This window comes from Micromonospora sp. NPDC047738, from assembly GCF_040642675.1.
Taxonomy (GTDB): domain Bacteria; phylum Actinomycetota; class Actinomycetes; order Mycobacteriales; family Micromonosporaceae; genus Micromonospora.
The window spans coordinates 90,492-107,475 of the sequence record NZ_JBEYSO010000008.1 but is presented as its reverse complement, the minus strand read 5'-3'; the positions used below and the strand labels follow the sequence as shown (position 1 = coordinate 107,475).

Sequence of the window (16,984 nt, the reverse complement as noted above, 5' to 3'; positions counted from 1 at the left end):
CAGAGCGACTAACCAGCGAGCCGCCAACGCCCACCCCGAGCCACCAGCGTCGTCAGCGCCTGCGGCATCAGCCCGGAGTGGTTGTCCGGCGTCATCCGGATCGGGCCGGAGAGGCCGTCGAGCTGCGAGGTCTCCAGGACGTCGCGCAGGGCGTCCCGGTTCACCTTGCCGGCCGCGCTGCCGGAGCGCAGCTCGGCGTCCGCGATGAGCTGCACGGCGTCGGCCGCGAACGAGGAGATGCCGTGGTAGCCGCCGTAAAGGGCGGTGTAGCCCTGGAACCACTGTCGCCGGGCCGCCTTGGCGGGGGTGGTGGCGATGACGTCGTCGATCACCATGGTCTGGGTGAAGATCAGCGTCGCCTGTTCCGTCGACTTGGCCGAGGCGCCGAGGAAGAGGTCGCCCGCCGCCGCGGCGTCGAAGAAGAGCGACCCGGGGTAGCGGTTCTCCCGGGCGTTGTCGGCCGCGAGCGAGGCCTGCTCCGGTGACGTCCAGATGACCAGTGCCTGCGGCTTCTTCGCAACCAGTTGCGAGACCTGGCCGCTGACGTCGGTGTCGGTGGGCCGTACCGCCTCGGCACGGAGCAGCCGGATGCCGGCCTTGCCGAACTCGCGGCGCAGCGCGGTCAACCCTTCCTGGCCGGACTGGTCGGCGCTGTGCAGCACGGCCACCTTGCGGAGGCCCTTCCGGGCCAGTTCGGCGGTGAGCGCGGCAGCGCTGTCGCCGGCGTTCGGCGCCAGCTTGAAGACGTATTTGCGCTCGGCGACCGGTTCGGTGACGGCGCTGGCGGACGCCAGCGCGATCGTGGGAATGCGCTTCTCGCCGATCGTCCGGGCGGCGCCGACCGCGCAATCGTTGCAACCGCCCATGATGACAGCGCTGATCCGCGAGTCATTGGCGAAATCGTTGATGTTGCGCAAGGATTCGGCGGCGTCCGAGCGGTTGTCCTTCACCTGGAGCTCGATCTTTCGGCCGCCGAGTGCGCCGGAGGAGTTCAGCTGGTCCACCTTCAGTTTCAGCGCGCGTTGGTACACCTTGCCCACCGGCGCGGAGCCGCCGGACAGTTCGAGGTCCGCCGCGATGACGATGGGGCCGATGTCCTGCTGCTCCCCGCCGAACTGGCAGCCGGTGAGCGTGGTGGCCAGCACGGCCGATGCGAGCGCCGCGATGCTCGCGGAGCGGATGGGGCTCAACTCAGTCCTCCAGGTGCGGCGTGGGCGCGGGCCCGATCACCGCCGCTTGTCCGTCCTCAGTGGAGAAACGGGATTGGTCTGCCGTACGGTGTGCGCGAAGCCTGCAAAACCTTGCCAATGCCAGGCCCTGTGGTCAAGCGCGCTGCCGGGAGTTGCGTGGGACGGTCGTCCCACATGCTGGGGGCACGGACCGTTAACCGGTAATTACTGCGCAGATACGAATGACCACCTTGGAGTTACATGCCCTGTTCAGGGGCTTGAGGAAATGAAGGTAATAGTTGACCGGATCAGGGGTTGGGCCGCCGCCGACCGTTTCCTGTCTCACTGCGGCTTCCCAAGTCGGATCTCTTCTGATGAAATTCCGCCCGTGCCGCGCGTGGCGCTGGCCGCTGCACCAGGCACGGGTCGGCGGGTCAAGCGTGGAAGAAACGACGGAGGCGATGTCGTGAGCACCGGACCTACGACCCTGCCCGAGAGCACTGACGCCGATCAGCGGAACCGGCGACGGAGGCTGCCTCGGCTGCGAGACGCGCGGATCCGTTCCAAGCTCGCTCTCATCCTGGTTGTTCCGGTGGCAGCCGTCATCGCACTGGCGACCATCCGACTCGTCTCGATCGGCGAGGGCGCGTACGACGCCACCCGGATCCGGTCGCTGACCGCGCTGTCGATCGACGTGTCGGCGCTGGCCCAGGACCTGCACAAGGAGCGGATGGCGGCGGCCGCGTACCTGGCCGGGGCGGAGCAGAAGCCGGACGACTACAACCTGCGGGTACGGAGCACCGACGAGCGGATCGCGGCGTACCAGGAGGAGCGGATCGGGCTCGGCGACGTGCCGGCCTCGGTCCGCAGCCGGCTCAAGGTCATCGACGACCACCTGGCCGCCCTGAACGGCACCCGGCAGGAGGTCCTGGACCGGCAACAGATGCCGGTGGCAAAGGCGACCCTGCGCTACGGCATCATCCTCGGCGACCTGGTCGCGTACGGCGACACCCTCGCCCAGCAGCCCGGCGCGGAGGGCATCGCCGATGCCCGGCGGGCGGTGGCCGCGTTCGCCCACGCCAAGGCGGAGGTCGCCGAGGAGCAGGCGGTGGTCTTCACCGCGCTCGCCGCCGGCCGGATCGACGAGGAACAGTTCTCCTCCTTCGTCGGCACCCTGACCGCCCAGCAGGAGGCGCTGATCGCCTTCTCCCAGGCCGCCGAGCCGGCACAGCGTGCCCTGGTGGACAGCACGGTCTCCGGTGACGCGGTGCAGCTCGCCGACCGGGTCGCGAACGACGTGTCCCGTTCGGTCAACAAGGCCCCGCTGGTCGGTCGGGACGACGCCTCGGCCGCCATGGGTGCGGTCAACGACCTGATGCGGTGGGCCGAGATCCAGCTCCAGAACCAGCTGCTCGCCGACGCCGACGGGGTCCTGTCGGCCGTCATCCGGCAGGCCGTCGTGGAGAGCCTGATCGTCCTGCTCACCCTGTTCATCGCGGTGACCCTGGCGGTGGTCCTGGCCCGTTCGCTGAACGAGTCGCTGCGCCGGCTGCGCGAGGGCGCCCTGGCGGTGGCGAACCACGACCTGCCGGACGCGGTCAACCGGCTGCAGAACGTCAACGCCATCGGCGACGGTGGCGTGGACGAGATCGTCCAGCAGGTCCGGGACCCGATCCAGCTGACCAACCGCGACGAGGTCGGCCAGGTTGCGGCGGCCTTCAACGTGGTCCACCGGGAAGCGGTCCGGGTGGCGGCCGAGCAGGCGGCGCTGCGGACCAGTGTCTCGGCGATGTTCCTCAACCTGGCCCGGCGCTCGCAGAACCTGGTCGACCGGATGATCGGCGAGCTGGACGCGATCGAGCGGGGCGAGGAGGACCCGAAGCGGCTGGCCCAGCTCTTCGAACTCGACCACCTGGCCACCCGGATGCGCCGCAACGACGAGAACCTGCTGGTGCTGGCCGGCGCCGACTCGGCCGTGCCGCGCCGGGACGACGCGCTCCTGGTCGACGTGCTGCGGGCCGCCCAGTCCGAGGTGGAGCTCTACAACCGGATCGAGTTCGGCACCGTCGACACCGACATCTCGGTCGCCGCGCACGCGGTCAACGACGTGGTCCGCCTGGTCGCCGAGCTGCTGGACAACGCCACCCGGTTCTCGCCGCCGAACACCACGGTGGTCGCGGACGGCCGACGGATCCGGGACTACGTGCTGATCCAGGTCGAGGACCGCGGCCTCGGCCTCAGCGACGAGCAGCTCGACTCGCTGAACCGGCGGCTGGCCGCTCCGCCCACGGTCGACGTGGCCGCGTTCCGGCTGATGGGCCTGGCCGTGGTCAGCCGGCTCGGCGCCCGCTACGGCATCCGGGTCGAGCTGCGCCGCAACGTCGAGGGCGGCACCGTCGCCCAGGTGACCCTGCCGAACTCCACCGTGGTGCTGCCGGCGAACCGCGGCCCGGCCCAGCTGAGCCGGCCGCGCCAGCCGCTCGCCGTCGAGCAGGCCCCGCTGAATCCGGTGGGCCACGCCGCGGAACCGCTGGCCGGCGCGGGGCGGACCACCACGGCCACGCTCACCGACCAGTGGCGGACCCCCACGCCGCCTGCCCGCTGGCAGTCGCTGGACGAGGCGCGGGACACCGGCCCCGCCGTGCAGGTCGGGGGCGTGACGGGCGCGCTGCCGCCCGTGCTGCCGCCCGCCCCGGCGACCCCCGTCTCCGGTGCCGGCTACGCGGTGGGTGGACCCACCCTCGGGTACCCCGCGCTCGCCCCGCTGCCGAAGCGGACCCCGGGCGGGGAGGTGGCCGCAACCAGCGCGCCGGCCACGCCTCCCGGCCCCACCTCCGCGCCGCCGGCGTACCCCGCCGTGTCGGCGTACCAGCCGCTCGCGTCGGCCCCGCCGGTTGACATCGCCAAGCCGGCCCCGGCCGCGCCACTGGCGGCCCACCCGACCGAGGCGCCGATCTTCCGGGAGATGGAGGCGGTCTGGTTCCGCTCGCACGGCGAGGACGAGACCACGATCTTCGCCCGGCCCCGGTTCGACGACGACCCGCCGGCCGCCCCGAAGCGATCCGCCACCGCGCCGCCGCTGCCGACCCGTACCCCGGGCGCCCAGGCGTCGGCGATGGCCTCGCCACCGCCGTACACCCCGCCGCCCGCCGCCGTGCCCCCGCCCGCGCCGCCGGCGATCGACCCGGACGCCTGGCGGACGGCGGCCGACGACGGTTGGGCGCGGGCCAGCCAGGCCGCGGAGCCCAGCACCGGCGGGATCACCCGCTCCGGCCTGCCGAAGCGCGTGCCGCAGGCCCAGCTCGTTCCCGGTGGCATCGAGCCGAAGGGCGGCCGGTCCCGCGCCAAGCGCACGCCGGATGAAGTACGCGGTCTGCTGTCGGCCTACCACCGTGGTGTGCAGCGGGGGCGGACGGCCGGCGCGGACCTGAACAGCAACTCGACCAAGGAGACGAACCGATGAACAGGCCAGCGGCCATGCAGGACATGGGTTGGCTGCTCACCAACTTCGCCGACAGCGTGGCGGGCATCGCCCACGTGGTGGCGGTGTCCGCGGACGGGCTGCTGCTCGCCTCCTCCCGCGACCTGCCGGCGGACCGAGCCGACCAGCTCGCCGCGATCACCTCCGGCGTGGTGAGTCTGACCGAGGGCGCCGCGCGGATGTTCAGCGCCGGCGGGGTGCTCCAGACGGTCATCGAGATGGACAGCGGATACCTGTTCCTCATGTCGATCAGCGACGGCTCCTCGATGGCGGTGCTGGCCGCCCGGAGCTGCGACGTGGGCCAGGTGGGCTACGAGATGGCGCTGCTGGTGGAGCGGGTCGGCCAGGCGCTGGTCCCGCTGCCGCGGGATGCTGTCCGGTCCTGACCGGCGTTCGATGTGACCTGGTGACCGGGAGCCGACCGGCTCCGTACGGAGGGAGGTGATCGCGAGATGGAACCACGGCGGGATCCGCGTGGGGCGCTGGTGCGACCGTACGCGGTCACCCGCGGCCGCACCGAGCCGTTGCAGAACATCGCGTTGGAGGCGGTGCTCTCCTGCACGCCCACACAGTCGGCCGAGGCGCGGTTCGCCGGGCACGACAAGTACCGCATCGCGCTGGTCTGCGAGGGCCGGGCGCAGTCGCTCGCGGAGATCGCCGCGTACACCCGGATGCCGCTGGGCGTCACCCGGGTGCTGGTCGCCGACCTGGTGGCCGAGGGCCTGCTGACGCTACACACTGCCGCTCCCGCGACGGGGTTCCAGGAGCGGATGAACTTGCTGGGAAGGGTGCTAAGTGGACTTCGCGAACTATGACCCCGCCGGGGCGAGCCGCAGCCGGGAGATCATCTCCGCGAAGATCGTGGTCGCGGGTGGCTTCGGGGTGGGCAAGACCACCCTGGTCGGCGCGATCTCCGAGATCACGCCGCTGACCACCGAGGCGCTGATGACCGCGGCCGGGGTGGGCATCGACGATCCGTCGAAGGTGCCCGGCAAGGAGACCACCACGGTCGCCATGGACTTCGGCCGGATCACCATGGCCCAGGACCTGATCCTGTATCTCTTCGGCACGCCGGGCCAGACCCGTTTCTGGTTCATGTGGGACGAGATCATCCGGGGTGCGGTGGGCGCCACGGTGCTGGTGGACACCCGGCGGATCAGCGACGCGTTCGCCCCGCTGGACTACTTCGAGAACCGCAACCTGCCGTACGTGGTGGCGCTGAACCGGTTCGACGGCGCCGCGCAGTACGAGCTCGAGGAGGTCCGCGAGTCGCTGGCCATCTCGCCCGACGTGCCGCTGGTGATGTGCGACGCCCGGCAGCGCGAGTCGGTCAAGCAGGTGCTGGTGACCGTGGTCGAGCACGCCATGCTCCGGCTGCAGGCCGAGCACGACCGGGGCTACCCGGCCTCGGTCGGCTGACCGCCCGCCCGTCCCGTCCGTAGCCGGACCGGACGGGCGGCTCGGCCGGGTCGGTGCGCCGAAGGCAGCCCCCGCTGCCGTCAGTCCACGCGGAGGCGGTAGCCGCGCTTGACCACGGTCTGCACCACCCGGGGCGCCGTCAGTCCGACCCGCAGCCGGGCGACCGCCATCTCCACCGCATGCTCGTCCGCGCCCCGGGGCAGGGTACGCAGCAGGGCGGTGCGGGACAGCACCTTGCCGGGCGACGCGGCGAGCGCCCGCAGCACCGCCATCGGGGCCGGCGCGAGCGGCCGCAACTCCCCGTCGACCACGGCGGCGTGCCCGCGCAGCGTCAGCTGGTGCCCGCCGGCCCGCACGGTCACCGTCCGGCGGGGCAGCTCGTCCACGATCGTCCGCACCAGGGCGCCCAGCCGGGCCCGGCTCGGGGCGGCCACCGGCACCCCCCGCCGGACCAGCGGTTCGGCGGTGACCGCGCCGACGCAACCGGCCAGCACGTCCCCCCGCAGCGCCGCCAGCACCGTCTCGGTGCGGTCCCCGGCCGCCCGCAGCAGCGCCTCCGCCGCCGGGGCGGAGGTGAACGTGACCGCGTCGACCATCCGCCCCGCGACCAGGTCGATCAGCCGGTGCAGCGGAGCCGGGTCGGTCGGCGGCGCCCACCGGTAGACCGGTACCTCGAGCACCGTGGCACCGGCCGCTTCCAGCGCTTCGGTGCACTCCGGCTGCCGCTCGCCGTGCAGTTGGAGAGCGACGACCTGGCCGGCCACGCCGCGCCGGACCAGGTGGTCGATCACCTCGTCGCAGCTCTCCGAGGCCGGGGACCAGTGCTCGCGCAGCCCGGCGGCCCGGATCGCGCCGGTCGCCTTCGGGCCGCGGGAGACCACGTAGGACTGGGCGAGCGCGGCACGCAGGGGCTCGCCCAGGCCCCACCCCTCGGCCGCCTCCAGCCAGCCGCGCATCCCGATGCCGGTGTTGGCCATCAGCACGTCCGGCGGGCGGTCGAGGCAGGCCCGGGTGGCCTCGCGCAGGTCGGTGTCGTCGGCCAGCGGCACGATCCGCAGGGCCGGGGCGAGCACCACCCGCGCGCCGCGCCGCTGCAACAGCGCGGCCAGCTCGTCGCGTCGCCGGTCGGCGGTGACCCCGATGGTGAAGCCGGCCAGTTCCTCCCGCATCACTCCTCCTGCCGCAGCCGCACCTCGACCTGCCCGTCCCGGCAGCGCACCTCGTGTCGCCGCAGCGCCACGTCCGGGAGGTCCAGGCACCACCCGGTCCGTAGGTCGTAGACCTGCTTGTGCAGCGGGGAGGCCAGCGTCGGCACGCCGCCGCGGCTGCCGACGATCCCCCGGGACATCACGTACGCGCCGCCGACCGGATCGAGGTTGTCGACCGCGTACAGCTCGCCGCCGGTCCGGACGAGCGCCACCTGCACGCCGTCGACCAGCGCGGCCATCCCGCGATCGGGGTCCAACCGGTCGAGCGGGCAGACCGACGTCCAGTCGAGCCTCCTGGTCGCGTCACCTCGCTGCGCCCGGCGTCGCGACGAGGTCAAGAGGCTGGGCGGACCAATTCGCTCGCTGCGCTGGCTCATCGGCGTACCTCCGGAAGGCCGAGCGCCACGGGCTGGCGGCGGCGGTCGGCGCCGGCCGCCGGTGGTGCGCCGCGCGCGGGCACCGGCTGGCCGCGTTCGACGGTGAACGTGATGGACGGATCGGGCACGTCGGGGGCGTTGACGAACGAGGTGAACCGGCGCAGCCGCTCCGGGTCCGCCAGCACGTCCCGCCACTCGTCCGAGTACGACGCGACGTGCCGCGCCATCGCCGCGTCCAGTTCGGCGCAGAGCCCGAGCGAGTCGTCCACCAGCACCGAGCGCAGGTGATCGAGCCCGCCCTCCATCGCCTCGAGCCAGGCGGCGGTGCGCTGCAACCGGTCGGCGGTCCGGATGTAATAGATCAGGAAGCGGTCGATCAGCGTGACCAGCTCGTCGGTGCTCAGGTCGGTGGCGAACAGGTCGGCGTGCCGGGGCCGGAAGCCGCCGTTGCCGCCGAGATAGAGGTTCCAGCCCGTCTCGGTGGCGATGACGCCGAAGTCCTTGCCGCGCGCCTCGGCGCACTCCCGGGCGCAGCCGGAGACCGCCGCCTTGAGCTTGTGCGGGGCGCGTAGTCCCCGGTAGCGCAGCTCCAGCGCCACGGCCAGCCCGACCGAGTCCTGCACCCCGTACCGGCACCAGGTCTCACCGACGCAGGACTTCACCGTGCGCAGGGCCTTGCCGTACGCGTGGCCGGACTCGAAGCCGGCGTCGATCAGCCGGCGCCAGATCTGCGGGAGCTGCTCGACCCGGGCCCCGAACAGGTCGATCCGCTGCCCGCCGGTGATCTTGGTGTACAGCCGGAAGTCCCGGGCCACCTCGCCGATCACGATCAGCTTCTCCGGGGTGATCTCCCCGCCCGGGATCCGGGGCACCACCGAGTAGCTGCCGTCCCGTTGCAGGTTGGCCAGGAAGTGGTCGTTGGTGTCCTGGAGGGACGCCTGCTCGCCGTCGAGCACGTGCCCGGTGCCGAGGGAGGCGAGGATCGAGGCCACCACCGGCTTGCAGATGTCGCAGCCGCGCCCCCGCCCGTGCTCGGCGATCAGCTGCGAGAAGGTGCGGATGCCGCGGACCCGGACGATGTCGAACAGCTCCTGCCGGCTGGCGTCGAAGTGCTCGCAGAGCGCGGTGGACTGCCGCACCCCGGCCGCGTCGAGGAGCTGCTTGAGCATCGGTAGGCAGGAACCGCAGCTCGTACCGGCCCGGGTGCACGCCTTCAGCGCTGGCACGTCCCCCGCCCCGCCCGCGATCGCCGCGTCGATGTCCGCCCGGGTCACCGCGTTGCAGGAGCAGACCTGGGCCGCGGCCGGCAGCGCGCCGACCCCGGCGGGCGCGCCGCCGGCCGGCGCCAGCAGGGCCAGCGGGGGAGCGGGCAACGGCCCGCCGACACTCGCCCGCAATGTCGGGTACGCGCTGGCGTCGCCCACCAGGACGCCGCCGAGCAGCGTGCGCGCGTCGTCGGAGAGGACCAGCTTGGCGTACGTGCGGGTGGCCGGGTCGGTGAAGGTGACGTCGAGGCAGCCCGGGGTGGTGCCGTGCGCGTCACCGAACGAGGCCACGTCCACCCCGAGCAGCTTGAGCTTGGTCGCGGTGTCCGCGCCGGGGAAGGTGGCCGCCCCGCCGAGCAGACGGTCGGCGACCACCTCGGCGGTCGCGTACCCGGGAGCGACCAGGCCGTGGCAGGTGCCGTCCACCGCCGCGCACTCGCCGACCGCCCAGATGCGTTCGTCCGCCGTCCGGCAGGTGGCGTCGACCAGCACCCCGCCCCGGGGCCCGAGCGGCAGGCCCGCCGTCCGGGCCAGCTCGTCCCGCGGCCGGATGCCGGCGGCCACCACGACCAACTCGGCGTCGACCGTACGGCCGTCGGAGAGCTCCAGCGTGGCGACCGCGCCGTCCGGGCCCGGGCGCAGCGCGGTGGTGGCCACCCCGAGGTACGGGGTGACGCCGAGCTCCTCGACGTAACGGCGGAGCATCGCCCCGCCTGCCTCGTCCACCTGTACCGGCATCAGCCGGGGTGCGAACTCGACCACGCTGGTGGACAGGCCCAGCAGGCGTAGGGCGTTCGCCGCCTCCAGGCCGAGCAGGCCGCCGCCGATCACCGCCCCGGTCCGCCGGCCCCGGGCGTGCTCCCGGATCGCGGCCAGGTCGTCCAGCGTCCGGTAGCCGAACACCCCGGGCAGGTCGGCGCCGCCGACGGGCGGCACGAAGGCGTACGACCCGGTGGCCAGCACCAGGGCGTCGTACGGGTGGCTGCCGGTCGCCGTGGTCACCACCCGCCGCGTCCGGTCGATCCCGGTGGCCGGCTCGTCCAGGTGCAGCACCACCCCCTCGTCGGGAGTGTGCAGGTTCAGCTCCGCCGCGCCGACCCCGTCGAAGAAGGCCGAGAGCCGGACCCGGTCGTACGCCGGCCGCCGCTCCTCGGCGAGCACCGTCACTCGCCAGCGCCGGTCGTGGTCCCGGGCCCGCAACGCCTCGACGAAGCGTTGCCCGACCATGCCGTTGCCGACGACCACCAGATTGCCGCCCCGCATGCCATCACCTCCGCTTTCCCGTCCCCGCACTCCGTTCATCGCGTCACCGCCACCGGGTCCGCCTCGGCGAGCCAGTCGGCGATGCCGGCCACCGCGTCCCGGCAGCCGCCGCAGCCCGTCGCCGCCCGGGTCGCCGCCGACAGCTCCTCGACGGTCCGGGCGCCGGCACGCCAGCACGCCACCAGCGCACCCTTGTGGACGTCGTTGCACTGGCACACCGTGGCCGCGTCCGGCATCAGCGCCGGGGACGCGGCGGGGGTGGCCGGGGTGGCGCCGAACGCCCGCCCGAGCAGTAGCGCCCGGCGGTCCGCGGGCACCGGGTCACCCCGGTCGAAGAGCTGCACCACCGTGCCGACGGCCGGGTTGTCGCCGAGCAGGATCGCCCCGGTCAACCGGCCGTCGCGGATCCGCAGCCGGGCGTACGTGCCGCGGGTCGGGTCGGCGAAGGTCAGCTCCTCGACCGGTCCGCCGTCATCCGGGGCGGTGCCGGCGGGCGGTGTGCCGTCGGCGGTGTCACCCATCGCGGCGAGGTCGATGCCGGCCGCCTTGAGCCGGGTCACCACCGGCCGCGGCCGGTACCGGGCGAGCGGGTCCTCGCCGCCCAGCACCTCGGCCACCACCCGGGCCTGCGCCCAGGCCGGGGCGACCAGCCCGGTCAGCGCCCCGGCGTGCTGGGCGCAGTCGCCGATCGCCGAGATGTGCCGGTCGCTGCTCCGCAGCCGGTCGTCCACCAGCACGCCCCGATCCACGGCCAGCCCGGCCGCGGCGGCCAGGGCGGTGTCCGGGCGTACGCCGCAGGAGAGCACCAGCAGGTCGGCGTGGAGCGAGCGGCCGTCGGCGAGGTCGAGGCGGACCCCGTCGGCGTCGGCGGCCACCCCGGTCGCCGGGACGGCCAACGCGGTCCGTACGCCCAGCCCGGCGAGGGTGCCGGCGAGCACCGCCCCGGCGGTCGGGTCGAGCTGTCGTTCCATCAGCCATCCGGTCGGGTGGACCACGGTCACGTCCAGCCCCCGGGCGGCGAGCCCGCGCGCGGCTTCCAGCCCGAGCAGCCCGCCGCCGAGCACCAGGGCGCGGCGGGCGCCCCGGGCGGCGGCGAGGATCCGCCGGCAGTCGTCCAGGGTGCGGAACGGGACCACCCGGTCGGGCAGCGGGTCGAGCCCGGGCAGCGGCGGCACCACGGCCCGGCTGCCGGTGGCGAGGACCAGATGGTCGTAGCCGTGGCGATCGCCGTCGGCGGTGCGTACCTCCCGGGCGGCCCGGTCGATCGCGGTGACCGCCAGCCCGGTCCGGACGTCCACGCCCTGCCCGGCGACCTCGGCCAGCTCCACGTCCGGCTCGTCGATCTTCCCGGCCAGCAGGGCGGAGAGCATGATCCGGTTGTACGCCCGGTGCTGCTCCGCCCCGAGCACGGTGACCTTCCGGTCGCCGTCCCGCGCGTGCAGCTCGGCGGCGAGCCGCGCGCCCGCCATCCCGTAGCCGACGATGACCACTCTCACGGCGACTCCGCCGCGCTGTGCCGGATGATTCGCTCGCTCATGCCTTCTCCACCCGGACCGCGCAGATCTTGAATTCCGGCATACCGGAGACCGGGTCGACGGCGTCGTTGGTGACCGAGTTGGCGCGGGCCGCGCCCGGCCAGTGGAACGGCGCGAAGACGGTGTCCGGCCGGATCGTTGGGCTGAGCCGGGCCGGCGCCCGCAGCTCGCCCCGGCGGGAGACGACGCGCACCTCGTCGCCCCCGGCCACGCCAAGCCGGTCGGCCAGGTCCGGGTGCAGCTCGACGAAGCCCTCCGGGGCGGCCCGGCGCAGCGCGTCGACCCGCCGGGTCTGCGCGCCGGACTGATAGTGGGCGAGCACCCGGCCGGTGGTGAAGTGCAGCGGGTACTCCGCGCACACCTCCTCCGCGGCCGGTCGGTGCGTCACCGGGTGGAACCGGGCCCGCCCGTCCGGGGTCGGGAAGGACTCGGTGAAGAGCCGGGGGGTGTCCGGCCCGTCCGGGTCGGGGCAGGGCCAGAAGACACCCTCGTCCCGTTCGACCCGCTCCCAGGTCACCCCGGCGTAGTCCGCCGGCCCGCCGGCCGAAGCCCGGCGCAGTTCCTCGAAAACGGCGCGCGGATCGGCCGGGAAGCCGTGCCCGCCGGCCGCGTTGCCCCCGCCGCTGGCAGCGGGCCCGGGCGTTGGGAAGGGGTCAGTGCGGTGCGGAGTGCGATGACGAAGGGCCCCAGCGTGCAGTCGGGCGGCCAGGCCGGCGAGGACGGCCAGGTCGGTGCGGACCCCGGGCGGCGGCTCGCGCAGCGCCCGCCGGCGGAGCACTCGACCCTCCAGGTTGGTCATCGTGCCGTCCTCCTCGGCCCACTGCGCGACGGGCAGCACCACGTCGGCCAGGTCGGCCGTCTCGGAGCGCACGAAGTCGGCCACCACGAGCAGGTCGAGGGCGCGCAGCCGGGACTCGACCCGGGCCGCCCGGGGCGCCGACACCACCGGGTTGGAGCCGAAGACCAGCAGCGCCCGGGGGCCGGTCGCGGTGCCGAGCGAGTCCAGCAGGGCGTACGCGGGCACCCCGGGCCCGGGCAGGTCGTCGGCGGGTACGCCCCAGACCCGCGCCACGTGCTCTCGGGCCGCCGGGTCGTCGATCCGCCGGTACCCGGGGAGCTGGTCGGCCTTCTGCCCGTGTTCCCGCCCACCCTGGCCGTTGCCCTGCCCGGTGAGGCAGCCGTACCCGGAGCCGGGGCGGCCGGGCAGGCCCAGGGCGAGCGCCAGGTTGATGAACGCGCTGACCGTGTCGACGCCCTTGGCGTGCTGTTCCGCGCCCCGCGCGGTGAGGATGATCGCGCGGTCCACGGTGGCGAGCGCCCGAGCGGTCGCCTCCAGGTCGGCCACCGGTACCCCGGAGAGGCGTTCCACCTCGGCCGGCCAGTACCCGGCCACGGTCCGCCGGACCTCGTCGAAGCCGCTGGTCCGGTCGGTCACGTACGTCCGGTCGAGCCAGCCCTCGGTGAGCGCCACGTGCAGCAGTGCGTTGGCCACCGCCAGGTCGGTGCCGGGCAACGGCTGCAGGTGCCGGTCGGCCTGCCGGGCGGTGGCGGTGAGCCGGGGGTCGACCACGATCAGTTGGCCGCCCCGGGCGCGCTGGTCGGCGAGGTGCCGCAGCAGCGGCGGCATGGTCTCGGCCGGGTTCGCGCCGACCAGCAGCAGGGTGTCCGCCCGGCCGAGGTCGGCGAGGGGGAAGGGCAGCCCCCGGTCGACGCCGAAGGTGCGCAGCCCGGCCGCCGCGGCCGAGGACATGCACCAGCGGCCGTTGTAGTCGATGTGCCGGGTACGCAGCGCCACCCGGGCGAACTTGCCGAGCGCGTACGCCTTCTCGTTGGTCAGCCCGCCACCGCCGAAGACCGCGACCGCGTCCGGCCCGTGCCGGTCCTGGACGGCGCGGATCCCGGCGGCCACCCGGTCGAGGGCCTCGTCCCAACTCGCCGGGCGCAGCGGCGCGCCGGGCCGGTCCCGCAGCAGCGGGGTGGCCAGTCGGTCGGGGTGGTCGAGCAGTTCGGCGGCGGTCCAGCCCTTCTGGCACAGCCCGCCCCGGTTGGTGGGGAAGTCGCGGGGCACGACCTCGATCCGCCCCTCGGCCTCGCGCAGCACCATGCCGCACTGGAGCGCGCAGTACGGGCAGTGCGTGGCGACCTCCCGGCGATGAACCCCCGGTCGCGTCGTCACGCGGGCACCCTGTGTCATGCCGGGAAAGCGTGCCGGCGGGCGGTTTCCGGTCCGGGTCCCGTCTGTTTCGGTCCTGTCAAGAGCGCCTCACACCGCACGGGAGTGACGGACCGGATGGTCAGGTTTAGAATATGAGACGGAAATCCTGAATAATGGGAGGCGCGATGAGTGTGGCGGACGCGTTCGACGCGGTGGCGGGGAGCTACGACGAGGCCCGGCGCCGGCTGGTGCCCTGCTTCGACGCCTTCTACGGCACCGCGGTCCAGGTCGCCGCACCGCCGCTGCGGGCGGCGCACGCGTCGGGGCGTACCCCCGAGGTGCTGGACCTGGGCGCGGGCACCGGCCTGCTCTCCCTGTTGGTCGCCGCGGCGGTGCCGGGCGTCCGGCTGACCCTGGTCGACGCCGCCCCGGGCATGCTCGCGGTGGCCGCCGGCCACCTGGCCGCCCGGGGGGTGCCGCACCGGACGGTGCTCGCCGATCTGACCGACCCGCTGCCCGCCGGCCGCTACGACGCGGTGGTCTCGGCCCTGGCCATCCACCACCTAGCCGACGACGGCAAGCGGGCGCTCTACCGGCGGGCGGCCGAGACGCTGGTGCCCGGTGGGGTGTTCGTCAACGCCGAGCAGGTCGCCGGCCCGACCCCGGCGCTGGACCGGCGCTACGACGAGGTCTGGACGGCCCGGATCACCGAGCTGGGCTCGGACGCCGAGGAGATCGCCGCGGCCCGGGAGCGGATGCGGCACGACCGGCCGGCGCCGGTGACCGACCAGTGCCGCTGGCTCACCGACGCCGGCCTGGCCGACGTGGACTGCTTCTTCAAGGAGTGGCGGTTCGCCGTCTTCGGCGGCCGCCGCCCGTGACGGTCGGCGCGGCTCGACCGCCGCGTCGAGGCCGGCCAGCCTGAGTGCCCACGGGGGGTGTCCCGTCCGCCCCGCCCGTGCCCCGGTGTCCGGTTCGCCGACGGGCGCGAGTGGGGATGACTGCTGGTCATACCAGTGGGTAATCTGTCCGGCATGACCGCCAAGGTGACGTTGTCGTTCTCGGACGAGACGATCGAGGAGGCGCGCCGGTTCGCCAAGCGGGAAGGGCTCTCCCTCTCCGCCTGGATGGACCAGGCCGCCCGGGAGAAGGCGCTGCGCGAGGTCTTCACCGCGCACGCCGCCGCCGTCGGCCGCGCCGGCCTGGATCTGGAGTCCGCGGCCCTGGCCGACGCCCAGGAGGCCGCGATGGTCGACGACGCCCTCTTCGGCGGCGGACGTCCGCGTGCTGCGTAGGGGAGAGATCTGGCGCATCTCCGGCGCCCGGGAACGGCTCGGACTGGTGATCAGCTCCGACGTCTACAACTCCACCGACGTACCGATCGTGATCGTGGCCGAGGTGGTCGAGGAATCGTTGCTGCGGGACTCGCCCCTCGCGGTGGCCATGGGCGGTTACGTGGTGATGCCCGACCGGCTCTCGTCGCCCATGAAGAAGTGGTTCACCGAGTGCGTGGACGTCGCCGACACCGAGACCATGCAACGGGTCGGCCGGGCGCTGCGCATCCTCCAGGAGCTCTGACCGGCTCACCGCCGGCTCCCGGCGGACGTGCGGTCTCCGTTTCCGGCCCGACCCGGGACGGGCACGGCCGGGAAACCAGGCGTTCCTAGCGTCCCCCTCGTCATCGACGAGGAGGAGTCGCCGTGAGCACGCTCGCTTCCCCCCGGGCCCCGGCCCCCGACGCCGGGCGCCGGCGGTCGATCACCGACTGGCGCCCCGAGGACCCCGGGTTCTGGGACACCGCCGGGGCCCCGATCGCCCGCCGCAACCTGTACGTCTCGATCTTCGCCGAGCACGTCGGCTTCTCCGTGTGGAGCCTCTGGTCGGTGACGGTGCTCTTCCTCGGCCCGGAGTACGGTATCGACCCGGCCGGGAAGTTCCTGCTCACCGCCGTGCCGGCCGCGCTGGGCGCGGTGCTGCGGCTGCCGTACACGCTGGCGGTGGCCCGGTTCGGCGGGCGGAACTGGACCGTCGTCAGCGCGCTGCTGTTGCTGGTGCCGGCGGTGCCGATGGCGCTGCTGATCGAGCCGGGGGTGTCGTACTCGACACTGATGGTGCTGGCCTGCCTGAGCGGGGTCGGCGGGGGCAACTTCGCCTCGTCGATGGCGAACATCAACCTGTTCTTCCCGGACCGGCTCAAGGGCCGGGCGCTCGGGCTCAACGCCGGCGGCGGGAACCTCGGCGTGCCGGCGGTGCAGCTCGTCGGGCTGGCCGTGCTGGCCACCGCCGGGGCCGCGTACCCCCGGCTGGTGCCGGCGGTCTACCTGCCGCTGATCGTGCTCGCGGCGCTCGCCGCGGCGCGCTGGCTGGACAACGTCCCCGGGGCGCGCAACGAGCCGGGGGCGCTGCGCGCCGCCGCCCGCGACCCGCACACCTGGGTGATGTCGCTGCTCTACGTGGGCACCTTCGGCTCGTTCATCGGCTTCGGGTTCGCCTTCGGCCAGGTGCTCCAGCTCCAGTTCCACGACCGGTTCCCGACTCCGGTCGACGCCGCCTGGCTGACCTTCCTCGGGCCGCTGATCGGCTCGCTGATCCGGCCGGTCGGCGGCCAGCTCGCCGACCGGCTCGGCGGAGCCCGGGTCACCTTCTGGAACTTCGCGGCGATGGCCGTGGGCGCCACGCTGGTGCTGTACGCCGCGCGCGAGCGGTCGTTCCCGCTCTACCTGGTCGGGTTCCTGGCGCTCTTCGTGTTCTCCGGGATCGGCAACGGGTCGACGTACAAGATGATCCCGGCGATCTTCCGGGCCCGGGCCGCCGCCGAGGCGGAGCGGACCGGAGAACGGTCGGCGGCCGAGCGCCGCAGCCGGCGGCGGTCCGGGGCGCTGATCGGCATCGCCGGGGCGGTCGGCGCCTCGGGCGGGGTGCTGGTCAACGTGGCCTTCCGGCAGTCCTTCCTCGCCGCCGGGACCGCGGACGCGGCCTACCTGGCCTTCATCGGCTGGTACGCGCTCTGCTTCGCGGTGACCTGGGTGGTGTACCTGCGGCCGGGGCCACGTAAGCTGTCCGGCGTGTGACCTGCGCCATGGTGGAAGCGCGGGCCGCGCGGGGAGCACCC

The 16,984-nt window shown here is 74.0% G+C and carries 14 protein-coding genes; 8 read left to right on the top strand and 6 right to left on the bottom strand.

Translation table 11 applies throughout. The features are described from left to right. Window positions 1-8 precede the first annotated feature (8 nt). A complete protein-coding gene (locus ABZ783_RS15445; protein ID WP_357438143.1) occupies window positions 9-1,190 on the bottom strand; it encodes an ABC transporter substrate-binding protein in 1,182 nt (393 codons plus the stop codon). A gap of 445 nt (window positions 1,191-1,635) precedes the next feature. On the opposite strand from ABZ783_RS15445, the gene ABZ783_RS15440 reads away from it, so the two are divergent. From ABZ783_RS15440 to ABZ783_RS15425, 4 genes are all read left to right on the top strand, one after another. Beyond that, a complete protein-coding gene (locus ABZ783_RS15440) occupies window positions 1,636-4,632 on the top strand; it encodes a nitrate- and nitrite sensing domain-containing protein (RefSeq protein WP_357438139.1) in 2,997 nt (998 codons plus the stop codon). Then, window positions 4,629-5,036, top strand: coding sequence for a roadblock/LC7 domain-containing protein (locus tag ABZ783_RS15435; RefSeq protein WP_073834895.1), 408 nt, complete (start codon window positions 4,629-4,631; stop codon window positions 5,034-5,036). Before ABZ783_RS15440 ends, ABZ783_RS15435 begins: the two co-directional genes overlap by 4 nt. Before the next feature lie 66 nt (window positions 5,037-5,102). After that, window positions 5,103-5,465: a DUF742 domain-containing protein gene (locus tag ABZ783_RS15430; protein ID WP_073834894.1), complete on the top strand. Its 363-nt coding sequence runs from the start codon at window positions 5,103-5,105 to the stop codon at window positions 5,463-5,465. Further along, complete coding sequence (locus ABZ783_RS15425; RefSeq protein WP_357438135.1) at window positions 5,446-6,069, top strand: ATP/GTP-binding protein; 624 nt, start codon at window positions 5,446-5,448, stop codon at window positions 6,067-6,069. Before ABZ783_RS15430 ends, ABZ783_RS15425 begins: the two co-directional genes overlap by 20 nt. 80 nt (window positions 6,070-6,149) lie before the next feature. Here ABZ783_RS15425 and ABZ783_RS15420 read toward each other — a convergent pair whose 3' ends face one another. From ABZ783_RS15420 to ABZ783_RS15400, 5 genes are read right to left on the bottom strand one after another with little or no spacing between them, the layout of a single operon-like run. Then, window positions 6,150-7,238: a uroporphyrinogen-III synthase gene (locus ABZ783_RS15420; protein ID WP_357438133.1), complete on the bottom strand. Its 1,089-nt coding sequence runs from the start codon at window positions 7,236-7,238 to the stop codon at window positions 6,150-6,152. Then, window positions 7,238-7,654 carry a nitrite reductase small subunit NirD gene (nirD, locus tag ABZ783_RS15415; protein ID WP_357438131.1) on the bottom strand — a complete coding sequence of 139 codons (417 nt, stop codon included), beginning with the start codon at window positions 7,652-7,654 and terminating at the stop codon, window positions 7,238-7,240. Before nirD ends, ABZ783_RS15420 begins: the two co-directional genes overlap by 1 nt. After that, window positions 7,651-10,182 (bottom strand): nitrite reductase large subunit NirB, encoded by a 2,532-nt coding sequence (gene nirB / locus ABZ783_RS15410; RefSeq protein ID WP_357438129.1) that lies wholly within the window; start codon window positions 10,180-10,182, stop codon window positions 7,651-7,653. Before nirB ends, nirD begins: the two co-directional genes overlap by 4 nt. A gap of 35 nt (window positions 10,183-10,217) precedes the next feature. Continuing rightward, window positions 10,218-11,678, bottom strand: a complete 1,461-nt coding sequence (locus ABZ783_RS15405; RefSeq protein ID WP_357438127.1) for an FAD-dependent oxidoreductase — start codon at window positions 11,676-11,678, stop codon at window positions 10,218-10,220. Between the two features lie 37 nt (window positions 11,679-11,715). Beyond that, window positions 11,716-13,911, bottom strand: a complete 2,196-nt coding sequence (locus tag ABZ783_RS15400) for a molybdopterin oxidoreductase family protein (RefSeq protein WP_357438125.1) — start codon at window positions 13,909-13,911, stop codon at window positions 11,716-11,718. A 146-nt stretch (window positions 13,912-14,057) separates the two neighbouring features. Between ABZ783_RS15400 and ABZ783_RS15395 the strand changes: the two genes are divergently transcribed. The 4 genes from ABZ783_RS15395 (at window position 14,058) to ABZ783_RS15380 (ending at window position 16,943) form a co-directional block, all read left to right on the top strand. After that, complete coding sequence (locus ABZ783_RS15395) at window positions 14,058-14,753, top strand: class I SAM-dependent methyltransferase (RefSeq protein ID WP_357438123.1); 696 nt, start codon at window positions 14,058-14,060, stop codon at window positions 14,751-14,753. A gap of 153 nt (window positions 14,754-14,906) precedes the next feature. Continuing rightward, window positions 14,907-15,167, top strand: coding sequence for a DUF6364 family protein (locus ABZ783_RS15390; protein ID WP_265007346.1), 261 nt, complete (start codon window positions 14,907-14,909; stop codon window positions 15,165-15,167). Then, window positions 15,157-15,450 carry a type II toxin-antitoxin system PemK/MazF family toxin gene (locus ABZ783_RS15385; RefSeq protein ID WP_357438120.1) on the top strand — a complete coding sequence of 98 codons (294 nt, stop codon included), beginning with the start codon at window positions 15,157-15,159 and terminating at the stop codon, window positions 15,448-15,450. The genes ABZ783_RS15390 and ABZ783_RS15385 overlap by 11 nt, the downstream gene beginning before the upstream one ends. A 122-nt stretch (window positions 15,451-15,572) precedes the next feature. After that, entirely contained in the window at window positions 15,573-16,943 is a 1,371-nt protein-coding gene (locus tag ABZ783_RS15380) for a nitrate/nitrite transporter (RefSeq protein WP_357438118.1), read from the top strand. The last annotated feature ends 41 nt before the right edge of the window (window positions 16,944-16,984 follow it).

Bases quoted from the DNA above. Each gene is read 5' to 3' on its own strand.
- ABZ783_RS15395 (WP_357438123.1), top strand. From the start codon at position 14,058: ATGAGTGTGGCGGACGCGTTCGACGCGGTGGCGGGGAGCTACGACGAG.
- ABZ783_RS15430 (WP_073834894.1), top strand. From the start codon at position 5,103: ATGGAACCACGGCGGGATCCGCGTGGGGCGCTGGTGCGACCGTACGCG.
- nirB (WP_357438129.1), bottom strand. From the start codon at position 10,182: ATGCGGGGCGGCAATCTGGTGGTCGTCGGCAACGGCATGGTCGGGCAA.
- ABZ783_RS15435 (WP_073834895.1), top strand. From the start codon at position 4,629: ATGAACAGGCCAGCGGCCATGCAGGACATGGGTTGGCTGCTCACCAAC.
- ABZ783_RS15390 (WP_265007346.1), top strand. From the start codon at position 14,907: ATGACCGCCAAGGTGACGTTGTCGTTCTCGGACGAGACGATCGAGGAG.
- nirD (WP_357438131.1), bottom strand. From the start codon at position 7,654: ATGAGCCAGCGCAGCGAGCGAATTGGTCCGCCCAGCCTCTTGACCTCG.
- ABZ783_RS15420 (WP_357438133.1), bottom strand. From the start codon at position 7,238: ATGCGGGAGGAACTGGCCGGCTTCACCATCGGGGTCACCGCCGACCGG.
- ABZ783_RS15400 (WP_357438125.1), bottom strand. From the start codon at position 13,911: ATGACACAGGGTGCCCGCGTGACGACGCGACCGGGGGTTCATCGCCGG.